This is a genomic window from Corynebacterium sp. KPL4072 (genome assembly GCF_037908395.1).
GTDB lineage: Bacteria > Actinomycetota > Actinomycetes > Mycobacteriales > Mycobacteriaceae > Corynebacterium > Corynebacterium kefirresidentii.
The window spans coordinates 16,903-38,688 of sequence record NZ_JBBMGE010000003.1 but is presented as its reverse complement, the minus strand read 5'-3'; the positions used below and the strand labels follow the sequence as shown (position 1 = coordinate 38,688).

The 21,786-nt window shown below is 58.6% G+C and carries 21 protein-coding genes; 6 read left to right on the top strand and 15 right to left on the bottom strand.

Annotated features, from left to right (window positions below):
• The first annotated feature begins 9 nt into the window (after positions 1-9).
• Positions 10-1,167, top strand: a complete 1,158-nt coding sequence (locus WMP97_RS03920; protein WP_086587872.1) for a bifunctional 2-methylcitrate synthase/citrate synthase — start codon at positions 10-12, stop codon at positions 1,165-1,167.
• A 75-nt stretch (positions 1,168-1,242) separates the two neighbouring features.
• Here WMP97_RS03920 and WMP97_RS03915 read toward each other — a convergent pair whose 3' ends face one another.
• Genes WMP97_RS03915 through WMP97_RS03905 form a run of 3 tightly spaced genes read right to left on the bottom strand, consistent with a single transcriptional unit; the run spans position 1,243 to position 3,137 of the window.
• A complete protein-coding gene (locus WMP97_RS03915) occupies positions 1,243-1,926 on the bottom strand; it encodes a transglycosylase (protein WP_340439854.1) in 684 nt (227 codons plus the stop codon).
• Between the two features lies 1 nt (position 1,927).
• The gene (locus WMP97_RS03910; RefSeq protein ID WP_340439853.1) at positions 1,928-2,782 is read right to left on the bottom strand and encodes an ATP-binding cassette domain-containing protein; all 855 of its coding nucleotides are present in this window, start codon (positions 2,780-2,782) and stop codon (positions 1,928-1,930) included.
• Complete coding sequence (locus WMP97_RS03905; RefSeq protein ID WP_340439852.1) at positions 2,769-3,137, bottom strand: GntR family transcriptional regulator; 369 nt, start codon at positions 3,135-3,137, stop codon at positions 2,769-2,771. Before WMP97_RS03905 ends, WMP97_RS03910 begins: the two co-directional genes overlap by 14 nt.
• 377 nt (positions 3,138-3,514) lie before the next feature.
• Between WMP97_RS03905 and WMP97_RS03900 the strand changes: the two genes are divergently transcribed.
• Positions 3,515-6,946: a pyruvate carboxylase gene (locus WMP97_RS03900; RefSeq protein WP_340439851.1), complete on the top strand. Its 3,432-nt coding sequence runs from the start codon at positions 3,515-3,517 to the stop codon at positions 6,944-6,946.
• Positions 6,947-7,121: 175 nt separating this feature from the next.
• On the opposite strand, the gene WMP97_RS03895 is transcribed toward WMP97_RS03900, so the two are convergent.
• From WMP97_RS03895 to WMP97_RS03865, 7 genes are all read right to left on the bottom strand, one after another.
• Positions 7,122-8,246: a DUF1648 domain-containing protein gene (locus tag WMP97_RS03895; RefSeq protein ID WP_340439850.1), complete on the bottom strand. Its 1,125-nt coding sequence runs from the start codon at positions 8,244-8,246 to the stop codon at positions 7,122-7,124.
• Positions 8,243-8,620 carry a GntR family transcriptional regulator gene (locus WMP97_RS03890; RefSeq protein ID WP_023020687.1) on the bottom strand — a complete coding sequence of 126 codons (378 nt, stop codon included), beginning with the start codon at positions 8,618-8,620 and terminating at the stop codon, positions 8,243-8,245. Before WMP97_RS03890 ends, WMP97_RS03895 begins: the two co-directional genes overlap by 4 nt.
• Before the next feature lie 140 nt (positions 8,621-8,760).
• Positions 8,761-9,783 carry an ABC transporter permease gene (locus WMP97_RS03885; protein WP_340439849.1) on the bottom strand — a complete coding sequence of 341 codons (1,023 nt, stop codon included), beginning with the start codon at positions 9,781-9,783 and terminating at the stop codon, positions 8,761-8,763.
• Positions 9,780-10,361, bottom strand: coding sequence for an ABC transporter ATP-binding protein (locus WMP97_RS03880; protein WP_023020689.1), 582 nt, complete (start codon positions 10,359-10,361; stop codon positions 9,780-9,782). Before WMP97_RS03880 ends, WMP97_RS03885 begins: the two co-directional genes overlap by 4 nt.
• A 40-nt stretch (positions 10,362-10,401) precedes the next feature.
• Positions 10,402-10,845, bottom strand: coding sequence for a hypothetical protein (locus WMP97_RS03875; RefSeq protein WP_023020690.1), 444 nt, complete (start codon positions 10,843-10,845; stop codon positions 10,402-10,404).
• A gap of 23 nt (positions 10,846-10,868) precedes the next feature.
• Positions 10,869-12,632: an acetyl/propionyl/methylcrotonyl-CoA carboxylase subunit alpha gene (locus WMP97_RS03870; protein ID WP_340439848.1), complete on the bottom strand. Its 1,764-nt coding sequence runs from the start codon at positions 12,630-12,632 to the stop codon at positions 10,869-10,871.
• Between the two features lie 154 nt (positions 12,633-12,786).
• Positions 12,787-13,650: a sulfurtransferase gene (locus WMP97_RS03865; RefSeq protein ID WP_023020692.1), complete on the bottom strand. Its 864-nt coding sequence runs from the start codon at positions 13,648-13,650 to the stop codon at positions 12,787-12,789.
• 247 nt (positions 13,651-13,897) lie between these two features.
• Here WMP97_RS03865 and WMP97_RS03860 point away from each other — a divergent pair, with 247 nt between their 5' ends.
• Complete coding sequence (locus tag WMP97_RS03860; RefSeq protein ID WP_316330619.1) at positions 13,898-14,959, top strand: Cj0069 family protein; 1,062 nt, start codon at positions 13,898-13,900, stop codon at positions 14,957-14,959.
• A gap of 84 nt (positions 14,960-15,043) precedes the next feature.
• Complete coding sequence (locus WMP97_RS03855; protein ID WP_340439847.1) at positions 15,044-15,967, top strand: DUF4282 domain-containing protein; 924 nt, start codon at positions 15,044-15,046, stop codon at positions 15,965-15,967.
• Between the two features lie 123 nt (positions 15,968-16,090).
• Here the strand turns inward: WMP97_RS03855 and WMP97_RS03850 are convergent, their stop codons facing one another.
• From WMP97_RS03850 to WMP97_RS03830, 5 genes are read right to left on the bottom strand one after another with little or no spacing between them, the layout of a single operon-like run.
• Entirely contained in the window at positions 16,091-16,831 is a 741-nt protein-coding gene (locus WMP97_RS03850) for a hypothetical protein (protein ID WP_316330621.1), read from the bottom strand.
• 15 nt (positions 16,832-16,846) lie between these two features.
• Entirely contained in the window at positions 16,847-17,263 is a 417-nt protein-coding gene (locus WMP97_RS03845) for a DUF3151 domain-containing protein (RefSeq protein ID WP_340439846.1), read from the bottom strand.
• 31 nt (positions 17,264-17,294) lie between these two features.
• A complete protein-coding gene (locus tag WMP97_RS03840) occupies positions 17,295-17,882 on the bottom strand; it encodes a Maf family protein (protein WP_023020697.1) in 588 nt (195 codons plus the stop codon).
• Complete coding sequence (locus WMP97_RS03835; RefSeq protein WP_023020698.1) at positions 17,882-18,091, bottom strand: acyl-CoA carboxylase subunit epsilon; 210 nt, start codon at positions 18,089-18,091, stop codon at positions 17,882-17,884. Before WMP97_RS03835 ends, WMP97_RS03840 begins: the two co-directional genes overlap by 1 nt.
• 8 nt (positions 18,092-18,099) lie before the next feature.
• Complete coding sequence (locus tag WMP97_RS03830) at positions 18,100-19,560, bottom strand: acyl-CoA carboxylase subunit beta (protein ID WP_340439845.1); 1,461 nt, start codon at positions 19,558-19,560, stop codon at positions 18,100-18,102.
• A 350-nt stretch (positions 19,561-19,910) separates the two neighbouring features.
• Between WMP97_RS03830 and WMP97_RS03825 the strand changes: the two genes are divergently transcribed.
• Together WMP97_RS03825 and WMP97_RS03820 are read left to right on the top strand one after the other, a co-directional pair.
• Positions 19,911-21,179 (top strand): hypothetical protein, encoded by a 1,269-nt coding sequence (locus WMP97_RS03825; protein WP_023020700.1) that lies wholly within the window; start codon positions 19,911-19,913, stop codon positions 21,177-21,179.
• 32 nt (positions 21,180-21,211) lie between these two features.
• Complete coding sequence (locus WMP97_RS03820; RefSeq protein WP_049383651.1) at positions 21,212-21,784, top strand: hypothetical protein; 573 nt, start codon at positions 21,212-21,214, stop codon at positions 21,782-21,784.
• The last annotated feature ends 2 nt before the right edge of the window (positions 21,785-21,786 follow it).

Here is a 21,786-nt window from a genome sequence, read left to right as displayed (position 1 = left end):
TTTCCCACCATGCCTGATAAGAACCACACCCCCGAAATCCGCAAGGGCCTATACGGCGTCGTCGTCGATGAAACTGCCGTTTCCAAGGTCGTCCCCGAGACCAACTCATTGACTTACCGCGGTTATCCCGTCCAGGAGCTGGCTCGCTACTGCTCCTTTGAGGAAGTGGCCTACCTGCTGTGGAACGGCAAACTACCAGGCCAAGAATCACTTATCCGATTCTCCGCCCGCGAGAAGGCCCTGCGCCACCTAGAGCGCCACGTCATCGACCTCATCATGTCCATGCCGCTATCGTGCCACCCAATGGATGTACTGCGTACCGCCATTTCCTATATCGGTTCCCAAGACCCAGAGGAATACACCAAGGATTCCGAGCATATCCGCCGCACCGCGCTGGAGCTTATGGCCAAGATTCCCACCATCATTGCGCTTGATATCCGGCGCCGCCGCGGTGAAGGCTACATCCAACCCTCCCGCAAGAAGGGCTTTGCGGAGAACTTCCTCTGGATGGTCTTCGGTGATGAGGAAGGCTCCCCAGCTACCAACCGTGCCGATATCGAGGCCTTTGATAAGTCCCTCATCCTCTATGCGGAGCACTCCTTTAACGCCTCCACCTTCGCAGCCCGCGTGGTGACCTCGACCATGTCCGATACTTATTCCGCCATCGTCGCGGCCATCGGCGCGCTCAAGGGACCCCTACATGGCGGTGCCAACGAGGCCGTGATGAAAAACTTCCTGGAGGTTGCCGATCCTGCCAAGGCAGAAGAGTGGACCAAAAACAAGCTGGCGAACAAGGAATTGGTCATGGGATTTGGTCACCGCGTCTATAAAAACGGCGACTCCCGCGTGCCAACAATGGAGGCAGCGTTTAAGGAGCTGGCCGAACAACACGACCAGACCCAGTGGGTTGAGATGTATGACATCATGGCCAAGACGATGGAGGAAAATACCTCCATCAAGATCAAACCGAACCTCGACTTCCCGGCTGGACCTGCCTATCACATCCTGGGCTTTGACATTGAATTCTTCACACCAATCTTTGTCATGGCCCGCATTACCGGTTGGACTGCGCACATCGTAGAGCAGAACGAGAATAACTCGCTTATCCGCCCGTTATCCGCTTATAACGGCGAGGAGCAGCGTTCGGTCCCGCCGAAGTCCTTCTAAAACTCACAAGCTCCCCCTCCTCCAGAGACAATTTTCATTCTTGGGGTGGGGGAGCAGCCGTTTTCCATGGATAGTCTAAGGCTGGACTCGCTGCGCTAACTGATGCATCAACAGTGAGAAGACGATGACAGTCAAAGCCGAGTAGAAGAATAAACCCGGCCAAGGGGCGCCGATGTGGACAGTCCCTAGGTTATCAATAAGAATTGCCAGCAGGAGTGCTGCTGCATAGAAGCCGACAAGGATGCCAACAATAAGCAAGAACCGTGTGAACAGAGAACGTTGTTTGGCGCTACTGACCACTAAGCCGATGAACGTGCCGATGTATCCGGTAAGTAGGTGACCACAAACAAAGCTTCCCAAGGTCGCGATTCGAGCAAAGAGAGGCCTGAGACCGGAACTGCCAGGAGAGATAACCCACGACGAGTACATGTCTACGCCAGCGCGTAGCGCGACATAAAATGTCAGCCAAGCAATGGCGCCGAATACGAATGCGGCGAGCCATAGGGTCGCGTGCATGCTCATCAGCCACTGCCGTGGGCGCATTCCCAGGCCACGAAGGGCCCGGTATTCAGTTGCGGTGAAGGCGCAGTAGAGGCCCCAAATGAATACGGCGAGAATTCCCCAGCCAGCAGGGTTAGCGCTAATCGTTGTTGGGTCGGTGGGCAGGAAATAAGGCACGCTCCACAGCAACGCGACGATAATGCAAACGGCAATAAGGGTCTTTGTGGCGTTGAGATTAAAGGTCTTCAGCAGGGACATTTTAGGACTCCTCTTGTCGGGTGCGGGCGGATTCAAGGGCGTGGGAAACAAGGGAATCAATGAGTTGACCATCATCGAGGTAGGAAACGGTGACGTGGGCGGCAGCTGCGGTATCAGCTGGAAATGGTACTGGGGACCAGGCATGAACCTTGGTGGTCGAGCCGAGGGAGGATTGGTGGAGGGGGAGGGCGTCGGCAAGCGCGAGGGCTTGCTCAACGTCCTTTGCGCTGCCGGTGAGCACGGGGTAGTGCGGCCGTTGGGATTCAAGATCGGTGGGCTTATTGACCGTGCCGTCGTGCACGGTGATGACCTGGTCAACCAAACCTACGAGGTCTTCCGCGCGGTGTGAAGAAAGCACGAGCAGCCAATCCGGAGTGGCTGCGGCATGGGCGATGATGAGCTCTCGCAGGCGCGTGCGCGTCGGTGCGTCCAGGCCGTTGAAGGGCTCATCGAGGAGAGTGACCGGGGTGCGCGCTGCCAGGGCAGTGGCACAGGCAACCAGCTGGCGCTGGCCGGTGCTGAGAGAGCGATTCTTGCTGCGCTTATTGACGCCCAAACTATCCAAAAGCTCCTCCGCATACCCCACGTCGAATCTATCGCGGACGTGCTCTGCGGCCCGCAGGTGTTGGGCCACAGTAGAACCGGAAAGCAAGATATCCGCGCCGGTGCGCGCGATCGCCACCGACGAGGCGTCGATGTTGCCTTTGACGGGCAGGAACCCCGCTACCGCACGCAAGAGAGTGGTCTTGCCTGCGCCATTGGGGCCGATCAATCCGTACATACCGGAGTTGAGATCGAGGTGCGGCACGTGCAGGCGGTGCTTGCAGGTGACGTTCTGCAACTTAAGGTGCGTCATGATGGTCTCCTTCGGCTTCGATGAGGTCAGCGATGTCGCTGGCGCTTAATCCCAATGCGGCCCCTTCTTTCAGGAGGGGAACGATGAAGTCTTCCCTGAGTGATTCTTGGCGTTGATGGCGAACCTCCTCGCGCGCGCCTTCGCGTACAAACATGCCCAAGCCGCGGCGCTTTTCTAGCAGCCCTTCCTCGAAGAGGACAGTGAGAGCCTTGGCAGAGGTAGTCGGATTGACGGAGTGGAATGCGGAAAGCTCGTTGGTGCTGGGGGCGCGTGTCCCCTCTGACAGCTCGCCGCTGATAATCATGTCCCTGATTCCTCCTGCCAGTTGCTGGTAAATAGGCCGGGTGTCACTCATGATGTGGCCCCTCTGATTCGTGGCATATGGTTCCCTTCCTGGTGTATGGGTTAACCACCTATGTGGGTAACCATATAACGAAAAGTGACCACGGTCAACGGTAGGCGTGATACGAGGTGGAGCTGCGGTGTAAAAGCGGGTGTCCCCGTTGTGTAAGTTGTTGAATCAAAAATTTGCAACATTTACAGAATCGCTAACCTTGTTATTACTGGTCGACCTGTAGAAATATCCGCAAGGCGGCTCCGTGGCTGGTAAGTGTGGCGAATTAGGCGTCAAAAAGGGCAGACATTTGAGGAGTGGCCCTCTAGACTGAGATGCGGATCACCCAACAGGAGGCGTTGCATCGCGGCGTCTTCCGAGCTGAAAGGAACACAGAAGTGGCTAATCCCGCGCTTCCATCGTTCAAAAAGATTCTGGTAGCCAACCGCGGCGAAATCGCCGTGCGTGCATTCCGCGCTGCCTTTGAAACTGGGGCAAAGACCGTCGCGGTCTACCCTCGTGAAGACCGTAACTCCTTCCATCGTGCCTTTGCAGATGAAGCCGTCCGTATTGGTACCGAGGGGCAGCCGGTAAAGGCTTATCTCGATATCGATGAAGTTATTCGCGCCGCGAAGAAGGCGGAAGCGGATGCTATTTACCCCGGCTACGGTTTTCTTTCGGAGCGCGCGGATCTCGCTCGTGCCTGTGAGGACAATGGAATTAAGTTCATTGGCCCGACCCCATCCACGCTGGATTTGACTGGTGATAAGGCTGCAGCGGTAAGCGCGGCGAAGGAAGCTGGGCTGCCGACGTTGCAGGATTCGGAGCCATCGACGGACGTCGATAAGCTGGTGGAATACTCCAAGGATTTCAATTTCCCCGTATTCGTTAAGGCCGTTGCCGGTGGCGGCGGGCGAGGAATGCGCTTCGTAGAATCCGAAGATCAGCTGCGCGAGAAGGCTGCCGAGGCCTCCCGCGAAGCGGAAGCCGCATTCGGCGATGGCAGCGTCTACCTCGAGACCGCGGTAATCAAGCCACAGCACATCGAGGTGCAGATTCTGGCTGATAGCCAAGGCAACGTTATTCACCTCTTTGAGCGTGACTGCTCCGTCCAGCGCCGCCACCAGAAGGTAGTGGAAATCGCCCCAGCGCCGACGTTAGACCCAGAGCTGCGTGACCGCATCTGCCAGGATGCGGTGAAGTTCTGCGAGCACATCAACTATGAGGGTGCGGGTACCGTGGAATTCCTCGTGGATGAGCGCGGCAACCACGTCTTTATCGAGATGAACCCGCGTGTGCAGGTTGAGCACACCGTGACCGAGGAAATCACCGGCGTCGACATCGTGAAGGCCCAGATGAATATCGCAGCCGGTGCCTCGCTGGAGGATATTCACCTCTCCCAAGACAAGATTTCCATCACCGGGTCTGCCCTGCAGTGCCGCATTACCACTGAAGATCCGAATAATGGTTTCCGCCCGGATACCGGTACGCTGACCGCGTATCGTTCGCCGGGTGGCGCTGGCGTGCGTTTGGACGGTGCAACTTCTGTGGGCGCAGAGGTATCGCCGAACTTCGACTCCCTGCTGGTAAAGATGACCTGCCGCGGCGTCAATTTCGAGCAGGCCGTGCAGCGCGCCCAGCGCGCGCTCAACGAGTTCCACGTCTCCGGTGTGGCCACCAATATCGGCTTCTTGCGCGCCCTGCTGCGCGAGCCGGACTTCACTCAGACCCGTGTGGACACCGGCTTCATCAACGCGCATCCGCACCTGCTCAAGGCGCCGCCCGCCGTCGATGAGTCTGGTCGAATCCTCGAGTACATTGCGGAGACCACCGTTAATGAACCCAACGGCGAGCGCCCGACGGCACTTCGTCCCTTTGACAAGCTCCCCGAGCTGGACCTTTCCGAGCCGCTGCCACGCGGTTCGCGTGATGATCTGCTCGAGTTTGGGCCACAGAAGTGGGCAGAAAAGATCCGTAAGCAGCACGCACTCATGGTTACGGACACCACTTTCCGCGATGCCCACCAGTCCCTGCTGGCCACCCGCGTGCGTAGTACTGCGCTGGTTTCCGCCGCCGAGGCTGTCGCTCGCATGACCCCGAATCTCTTCTCCGTGGAGGCATGGGGTGGTGCTACCTATGACGTCGCGATGCGCTTCCTTCACGAGGACCCCTGGGTACGCCTAGACATGCTGCGCGAGGCTATGCCGAACCAGAATATCCAGATGCTCCTGCGCGGCCGCAATACCGTGGGCTATACCCCATACCCGGATTCGGTCTGCCGCGGCTTCGTCCAGGAAGCAGCCAAGTCGGGCGTCGATGTCTTCCGCATTTTCGATGCACTTAACGACGTCTCCCAGATGCGCCCCGCCATTGATGCCGTCCTCGAGACCAATACCACCGTTGCTGAGGTGGCCATGGCGTACTCCGGCGACCTTTCCTCACCGAAGGAGAACCTGTACACGCTGGATTATTACCTCAAGCTGGCCGAGCAGATTGTGGAGTCCGGCGCCCATATCCTTGCCATCAAGGATATGGCGGGTCTGCTTCGCCCTGAGGCGGCTTCCAAGCTAGTCATGGCGTTACGCAAGGAATTCGATCTGCCGGTGCACGTGCACACGCACGACACCGCTGGTGGTCAAATGGCTACTTACTATGCGGCTGCGCTCTCCGGTGCTGACATTGTCGATGGCGCCTCCGCACCACTGGCTGGTACTACCTCGCAGCCATCGCTGTCGGCGCTTATTGCGGCCTTCTCCCAATCCAATCGGGATACCGGCATTGACTTGCAGGCAGTTTCCGATCTCGAGCCGTACTGGGAGGCCGTGCGCCAGCTCTACGCTCCGTTTGAGAACGGCATCCCTGGCCCTACCGGTCGCGTGTACAAGCACGAGATTCCGGGCGGTCAGCTCTCCAATCTGCGTGCCCAAGCCGTTGCCCTTGGACTGGCGGATCGCTTCGAGATCATCGAGGACACCTATGCAGCAGTTAACGAGATGCTGGGCCGTCCGACCAAGGTCACCCCGTCCTCCAAGGTTGTAGGCGATCTTGCCCTGCACCTTGTTGGCGCGGGCGTAGATCCTGCAGACTTCGCCGCTAATCCGACGAAGTTTGATATTCCGGACTCGGTTAACCAGTTCCTGCGTGGCCAGCTCGGTACTCCTCCGGGCGGTTGGCCGGAACTGCGCGATAAGGTGCTCGACGGTCGCGAGGCGACCGGCGCCCAAATCAGCGAAGTTCCTGCTGAGGAGCAGCCACACCTCGAGTCCGATAACTCGGAGGAGCGCCGTGCCTGCCTGAACCGTCTGCTTTTCCCGAAGCAGTTTGAAGAATTCAACGAGTTCCGCCGTAAGTACGGCAATACCGAAGCACTTACGGATACCACCTTCTTCTACGGTCTGACTGAAGGCGAAGAAAAGGTCGTCCACTACTTCCCAGAGGACTCCACCGATCGCGCAGACCTCAAGCAGGTCGTGGTGCGTCTCGACGCCGTGGGTGAGCCGGACGAGAAGGGCATGCGTAACGTGGTTCTCAACGTCAACGGCCAGATCCGCCCAATGAAGGTGCGCGACGAGAACGCCGAATCTACGGTCGCCACCGTAGAAAAGGCCGACCCCTCCAACGAGGGCCACGTCGCCGCACCATTCGCCGGCGTGGTCAACCCGACCGCCAAGCCTGGCGACGAGGTAAAGGCCGGCGACCAAATCGCCGTCATCGAGGCGATGAAGATGGAAGCATCCATCTCCGCCACCAAGGATGGCGTGGTCGAGCGCGTGGCCATCGGCCAGGCCACCAAGGTTGAAGGCGGCGACCTCATTGCCGTAATCAACTAGTCTGCACACTCAAACGCCCCGCTTCCTTCGATTTATCTCGAGGCAGCGGGGCGCTTTGGTGTCTAGCTGTGGTGAAAATCAACGATTTCGTCCGTCCAAATGACCAAAACCGTCGACGAAACCGTTGGTTTAGATGGACGAAATCGTTGATTCGCGATGATATCGGAGGCTTGTCTTAGTCTAAGATAGCGGGCAATGCTAAAGAACCAACCAAGATGAGTGCTACGAGGCTGAGAAAGACTTTGGCCTGCCACCGGGCATAATTGAAGGACATTCCCGTACCGAAGCGCTTGTCTACCAGTACCGCCGGATCATCCGGGTTGTAATACATCACACCCCATTTATAGAGGTGGTCATTGTCCGGCGATTCATTGTCTTCATCGGGAAAGCGGATTCCACGCAGTTGCTCAGACAATTGAGATTGCTTGTAGAGAAGAAACGCAACCAGTCCGATGCTGCCACCGACGGTAAGAACCAACATCGTGATAACGGCGGCGCCGGTGAACCGTTGAAATTGCGGTACAGGGCCGGTTACTTGTAGGAAGGTCATGCCGGCACACACGAGCAGGGTGAGAACTCCCATTCCGGTGTTCGTGAAGGCGAGGTTTGCTTCGTTGCGCAGTCGCGCTTTAATGCTGCGTTCTGAACGTGGGGATACCTCACTATGTGCGATAAAAGAGCAGATGACGGCGAAAAGAAAGAGCATTCCTAAGGCGGTGAATGAGGTAAAAAATACGCTGCCGATATTCTTTTCGCTCCAATTATCTGCCTCCATGGAAGAATTCCAGTGCACTGGAACGGGGTCAGGAATATCGGACCAGTGGGAAGCGACGATGATTACACCGGCCGCGATGCACAACAGGGAAGAGAGCATGGTTACCCATGGAAAAGTCGGCGTAGGGAAGCCGTCGAAGTTGGGCGTGCCAATGGATTTGTGGGAAACACGGGCAGCGATGGTGGTTTCCACCTCGTCGAACCAGCCGCCCGCTTTTTTAGCGGCGATGATGCGGCGGCGCTGGGATAGATAAGCCCACATGCCACCGAGCGCTACCACGAGGGAAGGTACGGCGGCTAATAGCGGTAGTTTCCAGGCAAAGAGGGACAGGACCGTCGCCGCAATGCCACAGGTCCACGTTCGTACCTTGAATCCGGCAAGGGCGGAGGTAACGGCAGGATCGGAAAGATAAGCCTTGGGTACGCGGACGCCGAGCGGTGTGCCAGGTGAGGCCAGGGAGGGCGTTTGGGCCATAATCCAAGTGATAGCAAGGGTGGTGGCGGCCATTAAAAGTGTGAAAATCATGACGATACTTCCAGGTCATTAAGGGTGGAGCTGAGTCGAGCGTGTAGCTCATCTGGGCTAAAGCCCTGTGCGCGGGCTAGTGCGACTATGCGGCTTAATTGCTCTTCCAGTTGTTTTTCTTGCGCGGTGGTGCGAGCACCAGGCCGGACGATGGAGCCGGAGCGGCCAGCGGTTTCTACGAGGCCATCGGAAACCAAGAGGTCGTAGGCCTTCTTCACGGTGGCGGGGTTAATGCCTATATCCTTGGCAACGCGGCGGACGGGATCTAGCTTGTCGCCATCGGAAAGTTGTCCGCGAGCGATAGCCACGACGATTTCATCGTGAATTTGTTGAAATACGGGGACGTCAGATTCGGGGTTGAGGTTAATAAACATGTGTCACCTCCAATCTCTTTTGTATCACTTACAGTAACACAATCTGTATTGCTTAGTGTAATACAAAATAAGATCACAAAGAAACCCCAGGTATGTGTGACTTAAAGCAGTGATATACCTGGGGCGTTGAGGCGAGGAGACTAGAGGAAAAGGGCTACTGCGATGGCAGCAATACCGTAGCTCCCGCGCATGAAGTAACCGAAGACCTCGGGAGAGAAGGAGGCGCCGAAGCCGCCGGTATCGATGATATTCATGGTGGTCACACGTGCGGGGCGGGAACGTTTAAAGGCGGCGTAGGTAAGCCCTAAACAACACGCTGCGAGCGTGATCAAAGACAGCTTCCACACCAAGGCGATGAAGGTGGTGCCAAGAACTGCGGCACCTGCGGAAGCAGCCAAGGGTAGCCCCCAGTCGGGCCAGGTGCCGTCGGTGATGCGGCCAAAGGATGCAGCGCGGCCGGTGGCGGCGCCGACAATTGACCATGCGGCAGCGAATCCTATGAGCGCCAAGCTGCCGAGTTGTGGGGCAAGCGCTAGGGTCAGCCCCATGACGGCGACCGCACCGAGGGGGATGTACCACCGGCGATACAGGCGCCGAGCAAAGAGGAGACTGAGCGAAGCCGTGGTATGCGAGCGCGGGCGCAGGCGCGCGGATTGGGAGGCGATGGCATCGGCAGAAACCTCAGAATCCAGTAGCCCAAAGGAGGACGAGCCGATGGCACGGGTACGGCCCGCGTGAAGGAGCGAGGCGAGATCGAAGGACCGCCAGCCGATGACAAACCGCAGCAGGGGTAGGGTTATCGCCGCATAGAGCGGAAGATGCAGTGACGTGCACAGGGCGAGGCCAAGGAGGCTTACGCCGGCGAGCTGCGCAATAGACAGCTTATCGACGCCTCCCATGCGCCCCCGCGGCCTATCCGCATAGACCCAACGCCCGAGCGAAAGGCTGCGCAGCGGATAGAGCGCCTCGAGGAGAACGATGAGGGCGATCGAGCCGAGCCCGGCGCCAATGGTCGCGGTTGCGTGCAGAGCAGCGGCCGTGCGCTGTGTTAGCGAGGGCAGAAGCGCTGCAGCATTGTGCCAGGCGTAGACGCTGACGCTCGCGATAAGTGCCGCGATGAAAGTGTAATAGATGGCTGAGGAGGCTGTGGAGAGAAGTTTCATGAAATCTCCACCACCTCGTCGCAGGCATCGAAGATGGCTGGAGAATGGGAAGCAAGTACAACACAGCGGCCATCGGCTGCGAGGTGGCGTAGCTCCTCGGCCAAAAAGTCGATCCAGGTGTGGTCGAGGTGGCGTTCGGGCTCGTCGATAAGCAGGGCTTTGGCCGGCTGATAGAGCTGGGCTGCGAGGTAGACGCGCTGGCGCTGGCCCGAGGAAAGATCGCTGACCGCAGAATTCAGGATGGCTTGGTCGAGGGCCCAGAGCTCATGGATCTCGGTAAAGTCCACGCCGGTCCGGCGGGATAGCACACTAAAGTGCTCACCCACGGTGAGGTCGGGGAGAAAGACTGGGTCCCCGACGGAGATGACGGAACCGGCCGCCGCAGCGCTACCGGGCGCGGCACCGTCGATGAAAACGGTGCCATTTAGTGGGGCAATCTCGCCGCTCAACGTCTGCAGCAGCGTAGATTTACCCGCACCATTCGGGCCTTTCAGGCCGTATACGCGACCGACATCAAAGCTGCGATTTAGGTGCCCCAAGGCGGCGGAATGTCCGTAGTCTGCATCTATTGTCAACATTGTTGCCAGGTTAGCAGACAGGCGGCTGGACCCTGGGGGGCTAAAAGCGGCGGAAGAATTTACCTGGGGCAAGCTCCTCGAAACCAGGTAGGGGCGTGGCCGACGAGATACCAGGAGCGGTCTGCTCGGCCGCGAGGTCGATGGCGTTGCTAATGAGCAGGGTGCGGGCGGCTGGATCGTCGGTGGCGACGACGAGCTCGGGGATTTCCTCGGGATCGAAGGGGGTGAGCCAGGCGGCGTCGTCAAGCGGGTGGGCTAAGGGATCGCCCAAGAAAGCTGGGCCTTTGTCAGCGGCGGGGTAGTAGCGCAAAAGCGCGGCGCCGCGGGGAGCAGTGGTGGGATCCTCGTTCGCGGACATGGGCAAGGCGAGGACACCGCCGTCCACGATGGGGGACCACTCAGAGATATAAGAAGGGAAGAGGACCGCGAGATAATCACGATCCTCTTCCTTGGCCAAGCGTACGCCGAGGGAAGAAGCAGTCATTCTTCCACGGCTAGCGGGGTAGGCTACTTGATTTCCAGCAGCACGCTGCCCTTGGTGGTAGAAGCGCCTGCTTCTACTGCCAGACCGGTAACGGTGCCGGCCTTATGCGCCTTGACGGGATTTTCCATCTTCATGGCCTCGAGAACGAGGAGGACCTCACCTTCGGCGACCTCCTGGCCCTCTTCCACATTGACCTTGATGACCGTGCCCTGCATTGGGGAGGTAACCGCATCGCCGGAAACGGCGGCCTTGGCGCCGGAACCCTTGCGCTTTTTCTTTTTACGTGGGGTGCCGTTGGCACTGAAGGACGCGGGGAGGGCTACCTCGATACGTCGGCCGTCGATCTCCACGGTGTGTACCTGGGAAGGTTCTGCCTCGGCGGCTTCGGCATCAGTGGAATCATCGTGGGCGGGAAGCTGGTTATCCCATTCCTCTTCGATCCACTTGGTGTAGACGCCGAAGTTGCCATCTACTGCAGTGAAAGCTGGGTCAGCAACGATAGCCTGGTCAAACGGGATAACGGTGGGCAGGCCCTCAACCGTGTACTCGGATAGGGCGCGGGCGGAGCGACGCAGTGCGGTCTCGCGGTCTGGCCCCCAGACGATGAGCTTGGCCAGCATGGAATCGAACTGTCCACCAATGACGGACCCCTGGACGACGCCGGAATCTACGCGCACGCCCGGACCAGCTGGTTCGGAGTACTTCACGATGGTGCCGGGGGCTGGCATGAAGTTTGCGGCGGCATCCTCACCGTTGATGCGGAACTCGAAGGCATGGCCGCGCGGGGTGGGGTCTTCCTGCAGGGAGAGCTCGTGGCCCTCAGCGATACGGAACTGCTCGCGCACGAGATCGAGGCCGGTAGTTTCCTCGGATACGGGGTGCTCCACCTGCAGGCGAGTATTGACCTCCAGGAAGGAAATGAGGCCATCGGCGCCCACCAGGTACTCAACGGTGCCGGCGCCGTAGTAGCCGGCCTCGCGGCAGATGCGCTTGGCAGACTCGTGGATGGAGGTGCGTTGCTCATCGGTAAGGAAAGGCGCGGGGGCTTCCTCGACTAGCTTTTGGAAGCGGCGCTGCAGGGAGCAATCGCGCGTGCCGACGACCACTACGTTTCCGTGCTTATCTGCCAGCACCTGGGCCTCGACGTGGCGGGCCCGATCCAGGTAGCGCTCTACGAAGCACTCGCCGCGGCCGAAGGCGGAGGTTGCCTCACGGGTAGCGGATTCAAAGAGCTCGGGGATTTCCTCTGCGGAGTAGGCCACCTTCATGCCGCGGCCGCCGCCGCCAAAGGCAGCCTTGATGGCAACGGGAAGGCCGTATTCCATGGCGAAGGACTGCACCTCATCGGCGCCAGCCACCGGATCCTTAGTACCCGGGGCCATAGGGGCTTCGGCGCGCTCGGCGATGTGCCGCGCGGTTACCTTATCGCCCAAGTTGCGGATGGACTCAGGAGAGGGGCCAATCCAGGTCAATCCGGCATCAATGACGGCCTGAGCAAAGTCGGCGTTTTCGGATAGGAAACCGTAGCCCGGGTGGATGGCATCCGCGCCGGATTTTTCTGCGGCCTCCAGAATCTTGTCAAAGACGAGGTAGGACTCGGCAGAAGTGGTGCCCCCGAGTGCAAAGGCTTCGTCGGCAAGCGAGGCAAAGGGTGCCTGGGTGTCTGGCTCGGCGTAGACGGCGACGGAAGCAATGCCAGCGTCGCGGGCCGCGCGGATCACGCGAACGGCGATCTCACCGCGGTTCGCTACGAGAACCTTTGAGATCTTTTTGGTTTCTACTGCCACGGCAGCAACCTCCTGAACACATTAGGTTGAATACGCAATCTATTCTTGCACACAAAAGCATGAGTTAATTTTCACGCACGCAAGGGGGACATTTTTGAACAAAAATAAACCCACATCCAGTGTGGACATGGGCTTATACGGCTAAACCGAAAAACTAACGCTCAATCGGCATTTTCACCATATTGCCCCACTCAGACCACGAACCATCGTAGACCTGCGCCTTTGTGAATCCCAAAAGATGCGTGAGCACAAACCACGTATGCGCGGCTTGGGCGCCCACGTGGGAATAGAGGATTGTGGCAGATTCAGGCTCCAACATTCCGTAATTGACCTGAAGCTCTTCGGCCGAGCGGAAGCAGGAGTTGGGGTAGGTGGAACGATCCCACTCGAGGTTGATCGCGCTAGGGATATGGCCGTGGCGCATGGTGGTGCCGTAGGCGGAATCGCCATTGGGATCGTGTTCGGTGGCCTCGCCCGCAAACTCTTCTGGGCTGCGGGTGTCTACGAGCGTGCCTTCGGTCTCGCGCACCTGATCTACGAAGGCGCGCAGCATAGAGTCATCGCGGCTTACTTCGGGATATTCGGATGCTGGGAAGTCTGGAACCATGAAAGAGGTATCGCGTTCCTCGGCCATCCACGCATTGCGGCCGCCATCGAGCAGGCGAACGTCCTTGTGCCCGAAGAGGGTAAATACCCACAGGGCGTAGGCAGCCCACCAATTGGACTTGTCGCCGTAAAGAACAATCGTATCGTCGGCGTTAATGCCCTTCTCTCGCATTAGGGAAGTGAATTCTTCTCCGTCGATGAAATCACGGGTAAGTGGGCTAAGTAGTTCCGTGCGGAAGTTAATGCGGGTGGCAGTGGGGATATGGCCAATGTCATAGAGGAGCGAGTCTTCATCCACCTCAATAACGCGCAGGCCTTTGATGCCTAGGCGTGCGGACAGCCACGGTGCAGACACGAGGCGTTCGGGATGTGCGTATTCCTGGAATGGGGGATAGGGATCAACGTCAGCCACTGTCCGCCTGCCTTTCCTATAAGGGTTAATAATTCGCTCCCACCACTTTAACCCGATTTTTCCCGTGATGATCACTCGGGCATTATTCCTGTGGCCTGAGATACAGGTTTTAACCGGTGATTGGGGCCGCCGGCCGGCGGGGTTAAAGGGAGGGGGCAGTTGGGCGCGCGGAGGAAGAAGAGCTGGGATAAACTCGGGATATGGTGCGACAACGTGCTATGAACACCACCTATGAAGGGAACTGCAAGTGCACAAGGCAATTGTTGTATTTGAGGTAGAAGGCGGCTCGGATAAAGGCGCAGATGGCCACCGCAAGGACACCATGCCAATCGTCAATGCGATCAAGGAACAAGGCTGGGAGGCAGAGGTAATCTACTTCCATCCGGACAAGTCTGAAGAGATCTACACTCAGGTTTCTGAAAACTTTGATGCCTATATCTCCCGCGTCAACCCCGGCAATATCCCCGGCGGTGAGAAGGGCTACTTCGAATTGCTGAGCAAGCTGGCAGATGCCGGCCTGGTAGGTATGTCCACTCCGGCGGACATGATGGCCTATGGCGCCAAGGACGCACTGGTTAAGCTCAATGACACCCCGCTGGTGCCGGACGATACTGCCGCGTACTACGAGGTGGAAGAGCTGCATAATACCTTCCCCACCTCGCTGTCCTATGGCGAGCGCGTGCTCAAGCAAAACCGCGGTTCCACGGGTGAAGGCATCTGGCGCGTGCGCCTCGCGGATCCGGATCTTGCTCAGTCCGTTGAACCGGGGACTGCGCTCCCGCTCGATACCGCTTTGAAGTGCACCGAGGCAGTGGATAACCAGACCCATGACTACAAGCTGGGTGCTTTCATGGACTTCTGCGACCAGTACATTGTGGGCGATAACGGCATGCTGGTGGATATGCGCTTTATGCCGCGCATTGTAGAGGGCGAAATCCGCATCCTGCTCGTGGGCAATGAGCCGGTATTTATCGTGCACAAGAAGCCGGCGGAGGGCGGCGATAACTTCTCCGCTACGCTCTTCTCCGGTGCCAAGTACACCTACGATAAGCCGGAATCGTGGCCGGAGCTGCTGGAGATGTTCGATAAGGCGCGTCCCGTTATCGCTGAAAAGCTCGGCGATACCAAGGACGTTCCGCTGATCTGGACCGCGGACTTCATGCTTGACGACGCCCCAGATGGCACCGACAACTACGTCCTCGGCGAGATCAACTGCTCCTGCGTTGGCTTCACTTCCGAGCTGGACATGGGAATCCAAGAAAAGGTCGCCGCCGAGGCAATTCGTCGCGTTGAGGCCGCGAACGCCTAGCGCTCGCTGTATCCTGCCAAGTAGCCCCACGGGACACCGTGGGGCATTTTCCTACCATCCCTAAAACATTTTGAGGACCGCATAATGGCTGATAATGATTTCAATTCCGCCGGTTTCCCGAAGGATTTTTCCCCGCGCGATTTTTCCGAAACTCCGCACCACCGCGCTGGGGATGCTGCGGAAAACGCTGAGGGAGCCAGCGCTGCCGAGGTGAATGAGACCAAGGAGTTTGGCTCTTTCGATGTAGATGAAACGAAGTCATTCGGTCACACTGATCCGTCTGGTGATTTTGGAAACCCGCGGGATCTGTCCTCTCAGAAGCCAGCCGAGGAGGATGCTTCGGCTGCTTCTGCGGCATCTCCAAGTACCGGCAACTCCGATTTCTGGGCCACGCAGTCTTCCGCCGCAGGTCAGGGCGCTGCCTCCCGTGCGCATAACCCATTCACGGATTCGGCATCAACGGACGTTGCTGCGAACAGCAACCAATTCGGTTCCGCCCAGTCCACGAACGAGCAACCGGCTTTTGGTGGCTACGCTCAACAGCAGAGCACGGGCCAAGGATTCGGAGAGTTCCCTTCGGTTAGCGCTGCTCCTGCCGATTCTGGCCAAGAGCTGGGTAATAAGAACAGTCGCATGAGCGGTGCTCTCAAGGGCTTGGCCAAAAAGGATGGGCTCTTGGGCGGACTTTTTGAATTCGAGTTCAAGCACTTCTTGACCATCACCCACGTGAAGGAGATCTATAAGGTCGCCATGATTCTTGGTGGAATCATGTGGATTCTGCACCTTCTCGGTGCCTTCTTATTCGCTACCGGCATGGGCATTTATGGCATCGAGGAGGACTCCGCCTCCGCCATCTTCGGAAGCATCTTCGCGTTCATCTTCCTAGCAGTCCTGTGCACCATTATCTACTACGCCTTTATGGTGGCTATCAGGCTGTTCCTGGAGGCCATGGTGGCAAACGTGCGGATTGCCCAAAACACTGGTGATATTCTCGACAAAATGGACTAATCTTTTGCGATGAGTGACTCGCTGAACAAGGCGAGTAGCACAGCAAGAAATGACACACGCCCCAGCAGATTGAGCTGGGGCGTGTGTCGTACAGCCCTAGGCCTTATGTGGGCTGGCTAAAGGCTAATCGTAGGTTCCGAGCTGGTAACTGGGAAGATCAACCCACATCTTGTTGAATTCCTCGACTTCACCAGAAATTGGTGCAATGGTGTCGCCTTGTGCCTGCAAGCGCACGGTGTGGTGCGCGGTAATGCCCTCCGCGGTAGAGCGGCTGCGCTCTCCCCAGGTGAAATCGACTTGGTTGTCGGAGACTGGGGTGACGCTCTCTACCCTGTCGAAGGCGGACATGTCCTTGGCCGGGGCGCCATTGACATAGAGAGCTAGCCCATCAGCAATCGAGGCGCCGGTGCCTGCCGGGCCTTCCACGTCGCCCATTGAACCGCGGAAAATAATCCAGCTAATCGTCGCGCAGGGGTCGTAGGAGTTCTCGATATCGCCGATCCAAAAGTTGAAATCGCTGCCATCGTCAGCGGGCATGCGCCCAGGTGCCGTGCCAGAGGCGTAGACCTTGCGCGGGTCGTTAGGCAGCTTCGTGCACTCGCTGTCCTTGCTCTTATCCTGCTCCTGCGTGGCTGACTTCTCGCCCTTATCGGTGGACTCTGACGGGGAGGGCGCTGCTGCGGAAGCTGCATCATCCCCGCCGGCGGAATCATTTTCGGCAGGTGCTTGACTGGAAAAGACTGGCCGTTCGGAGGAAGAAGAATCCTTTTGCGTACCGCAGGCGCTTAGCGCTAGTGGCAGGGAAGTAGCAAGTAGCAGAGCGGCGGAGAATCGCCGCAGGCAGTGAGGTGGCACGACAGGCATGGCGGCTCTCCAGGTCTAGTCGAGGAGAGTGGCGACGCTGTCTGGGTCGGCGTCGGAAAGCATTTGGCGAATGCGGTCGTACTCATCGTCCTCGCCGATGGCCTTAGCGGCATGGCCGAGGGCGGCGATGGCGCGCAGCACGCCCTGGTTCGGTTCGTGGGAGAAGGGGACCGGGCCCCAGCCCTTCCACCCATTCCCGCGCAGGCGGTCCAGGCTACGGTGGTAGCCCGTGCGCGCGTAGGCGTAGGCGGTGATGAAAGCGGCTGGCTCAGCGCCCTCCTGCTGCTTAAGCTCTTGCTCAGCAAGCAAGGCCCACAGCAGCGGAGAATCCGGATGGGCAACGATGTCGGCGGCGAGATCCGAGGTGGAGTCCGCACCGGGATCGGCTGGCAGCTCAATGGGTTTCGGGGCAAGCATGTCTTTCATTTCCATGCCACCCCACTGTAGCGACGCCGGCGCGCAGCTACCAGAAATCGGAGACGTTAAGGTCAAATGAATACAGCGCGCGGCGCACCACCGGCAGGGAAAGCCCAATAACGGAGGAAGGATCGCCTTCGATGCGGTCAATGAACCAGCCGCCCATTGCCTCCAAAGTAAAAGCACCGGCGCACTGGAGTGGCTCACCGGATCGGGCATACGCTGCGATATCGGCTTCGCTGGCGTGGGCAAAGTGAACCGTGGTGGTAGATGTTTCCACATGGCGCCTATCGCCAAAGAGGAGGCAGTGGCCGGTAAGCAGCTCGGCCGTGCGGCCGGCTTGCTGGTGCCAGCGTTCGATGGTGGCTTCCTCGGTGTGCGGTTTGCCTTGTAACTCGCCGCCGAGCAACAGCATAGAATCGCCGCCGATGACGGGCTCGGTGGGGTAGCGCTCGGCCACCTTTTCGGCCTTGGCTGTCGCTAGGGCCGCCACGATATCGGCCGGTGGGCGGCCGGCGAGCGAGGCTTCAAGGGAGCGTTCATCAATGTCGGCCGGTTCCAAGACAGGTTCTACGCCCGCGCCGCGCAAGATGGACGCACGCGAGGGCGATTGGGAGGCGAGGATGAGCCGCATTAGAAGTACCGCACTGTATGGAAAGCGGAGGGATTATAAATGCGCTGCGACCCAAAGCGCTCGAAGCGCTCAGCCGGGTTGCCCCATTCATTGCGCTCGCCGGTAGCACCCGAGTGCTTTGCACTCATCTGCGCCAACACCGTGCGCAGGGCCGCGAGCTCGTCTTCAGTGGGATTGCCCTTTACTACCTTGATTTCAGGCGTAGACATCTCGCCTCCTAAACAGTTCCGTGCTTCTTGGGTACCTGCGCCACGGCCTTGCGCTCTAGCAGACGCAGGCCTTCCACCAGGTAGTGGCGGGTGGCGGAAGGCTCGATGACATTATCGGCCAGCCCGCGCTCCGCAGCGGCATACGGGTGCAAGAAGAGCTCGTCCATCTCTTTTTCCTTTTCCTCAGAGCCATAGATGGCCAGGGAAGCCTGGGAGGCTTGGGTGACGGCAATTTCTGCGGTGGGCCACGCGTAGACCAGGTCCGCCCCCAGGTCTTTTGCACCCATAAATACGTAGGCCGGGCCAATAGCCTTGCGGGTAATTACAGTGAGCTTGCCGACGCTCGCTTCGGCCTGCGCATAGGCAAACTTCGACGCCCTACGAAGCAGGCCTGCCTTTTCCTCTTCCGGGGTAGGCACAAAGCCTGGGGAGTCCACGAATTCCACGATGGGAGTATTGAAGGCATCGCACGTGCGCACGAAGCGCGCGGCTTTTTCTGCGGCGGCGGAATCCAGTGCACCGGCCAATGCTAGCGGCTGGTTGGCAACGATGCCGACGGTGCGGCCATCGATGTAGGCAAAGCCAGTGACGATATTTTGGGCCGCTTCTGCAGAGAGTTCGAAGAATGACCCCTCATCGACTACAGCCTTAATGACATCGTTTATGTCATAGGCCTGCGCGGCGGTATCCGGGATGACGCTATTGAGATCAAAGTCCGCGACGCTACCGGCATCCACACGCGGCGCCTCTGCGCGGTTATTGGCGGGGAAGTAAGCCAAAACGTCGCGCACGAGGGACAAAGCCTGCTTGTCGTCGCTGGCCACCAGGTGAGCGGTGCCGGACTCTGCGTGGGCTGCGGCGCCGCCAAAGGTCTCTGGCTCCGCGCCGGCCACGTGGCTGGCAGCCTGGTGGAGGGCGGTGCCTTGGGTGACTATGAGCACATCAGCAAACGTCGGCGCGAACGCCGCAATGCCGCTGGTATTGCCCGCGATAACGGAGATCTGCGGAATGAGGCCCGAGGCTTGGGAGACACGCGCCATGAGGCGGGCGTATCCAGCCATGGTGACGATGCCTTCTTGTACACGCGGGCCGGTGGATTCATAAATGCCGATAACGGGAACACCGGTCTTGATGGCGAGGTCATAAATCTTGGTGAGCTTTTCGGCATAAACCTCACCCATCGTTCCATCGAAGATTTCTCCGTCCTGGCTAAAGACGCATACGCGGCGGCCATCGATGGTGCCGTAGCCGGTAACCACGCCATCTGTATAGGGGCGGTCATGCTCGCGGCCGAAGTCGGTGGAACGGTGGCGGGCCAGTGCGTCCGTTTCCACAAAGGAGCCCTCATCGAGCAGCTGCGTCACGCGGGTGCGGGCGGCCGGCTCGCCTTCTCCCAGCGGTGCGCGGGACTCGGCAAGCTTGGCGTCCAGGTCCTCGATCTTGCCGGCGGTGGTTTTCAGGTCAGTCATAGGCCCCCACACTACTAGCGCACCCCGGTCAATGCGGAATGAAAGGCAGCAAGAGCGAGGAGTGAAAATCGTTTATGTGGTACTTGCCACCGCACCGTGGACTAAGCATTAAACCTGGGAATTCCTTGAATGGCACCCCGCTCGCTTACCCTATTGTGGGGGTGGTGACCAGTGTAAACATTTTAGGGCGCTGGGCAGGTGAGCGCTAATTGTTGCACCTCAAGGGAGGTAAAAAGATTAGAAAAGTTTTCATTCAACTATTGATGTGAGTCTTGTAATCCCTTATTATTATCTGAGTCTTCATGAATGTTTCCCCTGTTTTTTAACGATCTATTAAGGACGGTCTTCTGGTGATTAAAAAGGGACTGCGCTTGCTCGCACCGCTCGCCGTAGCGACTCTCTTCACGCCAGTGGCGCACGCGGGAGATATTCCCCCGATGCCGCAGGCATATCCCATTTCCAACCTCTATAAGAGCTGCAGTGCCGCTGGCGACAATGTCGAGCGCGAATGGCGCTTTGCAGAAACCGGCCGCCGCTACATGAGCGATGGCACCCTGCAGTTCAAAAACACCACCAATCAAGAAGTGCCCTACACCGCCGAGGTAGAAACCGGTACCAATCACGAGATTGATGCCAATTCTAAGGCCAAGCTGCCTTCTGGTTGGGACACCACCGCCAAGTCCGATATTGGTCTGAAGATGACCAATGGTTGGCGCGATAAAGAAACTTTCGGCCCAGTGAAGCTGAAGCCGGGTGAGTCCTTCCGCGTCGAGTACGGGGTCATCGAAAAGGACTTCATCTCCATGTTCGTGGGCTGCAATGATGACCGCCTGGAAAACATCCCGGGTGCCAACGTCATCCGCGGTAAGGGCCCGGCCGAGCGTTACGCCTTTGCCTACATCATTAAGGCAGATGGCTCCGTGTCCGATCTGGCCATGGAAATTCCTTCCCGCTCTCCGGGGGCAAACTCCAAGCCGATCGAGGGTAACTACACCTCCGTATCCGGCCCGAGCCTAGAAAAGATTGCCGATCCTAAAAAGGATGAGATCATGCAGCCGGCCGCGGAACTGCAGCGCGATCCATCCTGGCCAAAGGAAGGCGATAAGTGTGAAGCTGGCGATACCTCCTGGTACCCGCTGGACATCACCGCTGTAAAGCCGACCTACCGCAAGGCCGGCTACTCCACCGACTTCCTCAACTGGTCTAAGGGCGATTATGAATTCGCCCCGGTGACTGACTTCGTTGTTGGCGCCGAGCACGCCCCGTACACCAACTGGCAGGGCAACCGCGGCGATATTCCGAAGGGCTGGCTTGAGTCCGTCGGTGCCGTAAAGCGCGCCTACATGCCGGTCGGCACCGAGCTCAAGCACGTTGACCTCAAGCCAGGCGAGCGCGTGCGCGTGGAGTATGGCACCACCATGACCCGCATCAACTACCGCGAGATTCACTGCGGCAAGAGCGGAAACTACGACCTCACCTCTAACTACAAGCAGACCTCCGCCCCGAGTGGGTTCTGGGCAGAGGCCAAGATCACCGATAAGGCCGGCAATACCCGTACTGAGGACGTCACTCCGGACGAATTCCGCGACCTGCCGGTTCCGACCCAGACCATCTACTAAACCCCACCACACCTACACAAGGAGAAAGTTCCATGTTCAAATCCAAGATTGCTTCTACCACCGCGGCTCTCGCCGTTGCCTCCGGCCTGATCTTCGCTCCGGCCGCTAACGCCCTACCACAGCGCGACCTAGGCCCAGCTAACCCGACCACCATCGGCGAGCGCTGCTCCAACCCAGGTGACACCGGCCAGACCGTAAAGATCAAGCGCACCTATTTTGATGGCTCCGCCGGTTCCTGGACTGTGTCCAACTACAACGATGAGCCATTGCCTGTCACCCGTTCTATCAAGGAGACCAAGACAAAGACTTGGAACGTGTCTGCTGGCGTCGATTTCAAGCTGTTGGATCTCATTAATTTCACCTTCTCTTCCAGCTACACCGATAGCCAGTCCTACGAGGTAGGCGAGCAGGTTGGTCCGTACAACATTGCTCCGGGCAAGACTGCCGTGCTGCGCGCCGGTTGGGTTGTTTCTGATTTCGAAGGTCAGAAGACCGTGTGTGGCTCCGACCACAAGTGGCAGGCTAATGGCGGCACCTTCACGGCTTCTCTGCCGAAGGAACGCCACGTCGAGGTTTCCACTCGCGATAACAACGATTGGGGCTAAAC

Coding starts and splice junctions, on each gene's coding strand:
- WMP97_RS03840 (WP_023020697.1), bottom strand. CDS start 17,882: ATGCGGCTCATCCTCGCCTCCCAATCGCCCTCGCGTGCGTCCATCTTG.
- WMP97_RS03910 (WP_340439853.1), bottom strand. CDS start 2,782: ATGACGCACCTTAAGTTGCAGAACGTCACCTGCAAGCACCGCCTGCAC.
- WMP97_RS03820 (WP_049383651.1), top strand. CDS start 21,212: ATGTTCAAATCCAAGATTGCTTCTACCACCGCGGCTCTCGCCGTTGCC.
- WMP97_RS03845 (WP_340439846.1), bottom strand. CDS start 17,263: ATGGAAATGAAAGACATGCTTGCCCCGAAACCCATTGAGCTGCCAGCC.
- WMP97_RS03855 (WP_340439847.1), top strand. CDS start 15,044: ATGGCTGATAATGATTTCAATTCCGCCGGTTTCCCGAAGGATTTTTCC.
- WMP97_RS03885 (WP_340439849.1), bottom strand. CDS start 9,783: ATGAAACTTCTCTCCACAGCCTCCTCAGCCATCTATTACACTTTCATC.
- WMP97_RS03875 (WP_023020690.1), bottom strand. CDS start 10,845: ATGACTGCTTCTTCCCTCGGCGTACGCTTGGCCAAGGAAGAGGATCGT.
- WMP97_RS03890 (WP_023020687.1), bottom strand. CDS start 8,620: ATGTTTATTAACCTCAACCCCGAATCTGACGTCCCCGTATTTCAACAA.
- WMP97_RS03915 (WP_340439854.1), bottom strand. CDS start 1,926: ATGTCCCTGCTGAAGACCTTTAATCTCAACGCCACAAAGACCCTTATT.
- WMP97_RS03905 (WP_340439852.1), bottom strand. CDS start 3,137: ATGAGTGACACCCGGCCTATTTACCAGCAACTGGCAGGAGGAATCAGG.
- WMP97_RS03880 (WP_023020689.1), bottom strand. CDS start 10,361: ATGTTGACAATAGATGCAGACTACGGACATTCCGCCGCCTTGGGGCAC.
- WMP97_RS03895 (WP_340439850.1), bottom strand. CDS start 8,246: ATGATTTTCACACTTTTAATGGCCGCCACCACCCTTGCTATCACTTGG.
- WMP97_RS03920 (WP_086587872.1), top strand. CDS start 10: ATGCCTGATAAGAACCACACCCCCGAAATCCGCAAGGGCCTATACGGC.
- WMP97_RS03850 (WP_316330621.1), bottom strand. CDS start 16,831: ATGCCTGTCGTGCCACCTCACTGCCTGCGGCGATTCTCCGCCGCTCTG.
- WMP97_RS03830 (WP_340439845.1), bottom strand. CDS start 19,560: ATGACTGACCTGAAAACCACCGCCGGCAAGATCGAGGACCTGGACGCC.
- WMP97_RS03835 (WP_023020698.1), bottom strand. CDS start 18,091: ATGTCTACGCCTGAAATCAAGGTAGTAAAGGGCAATCCCACTGAAGAC.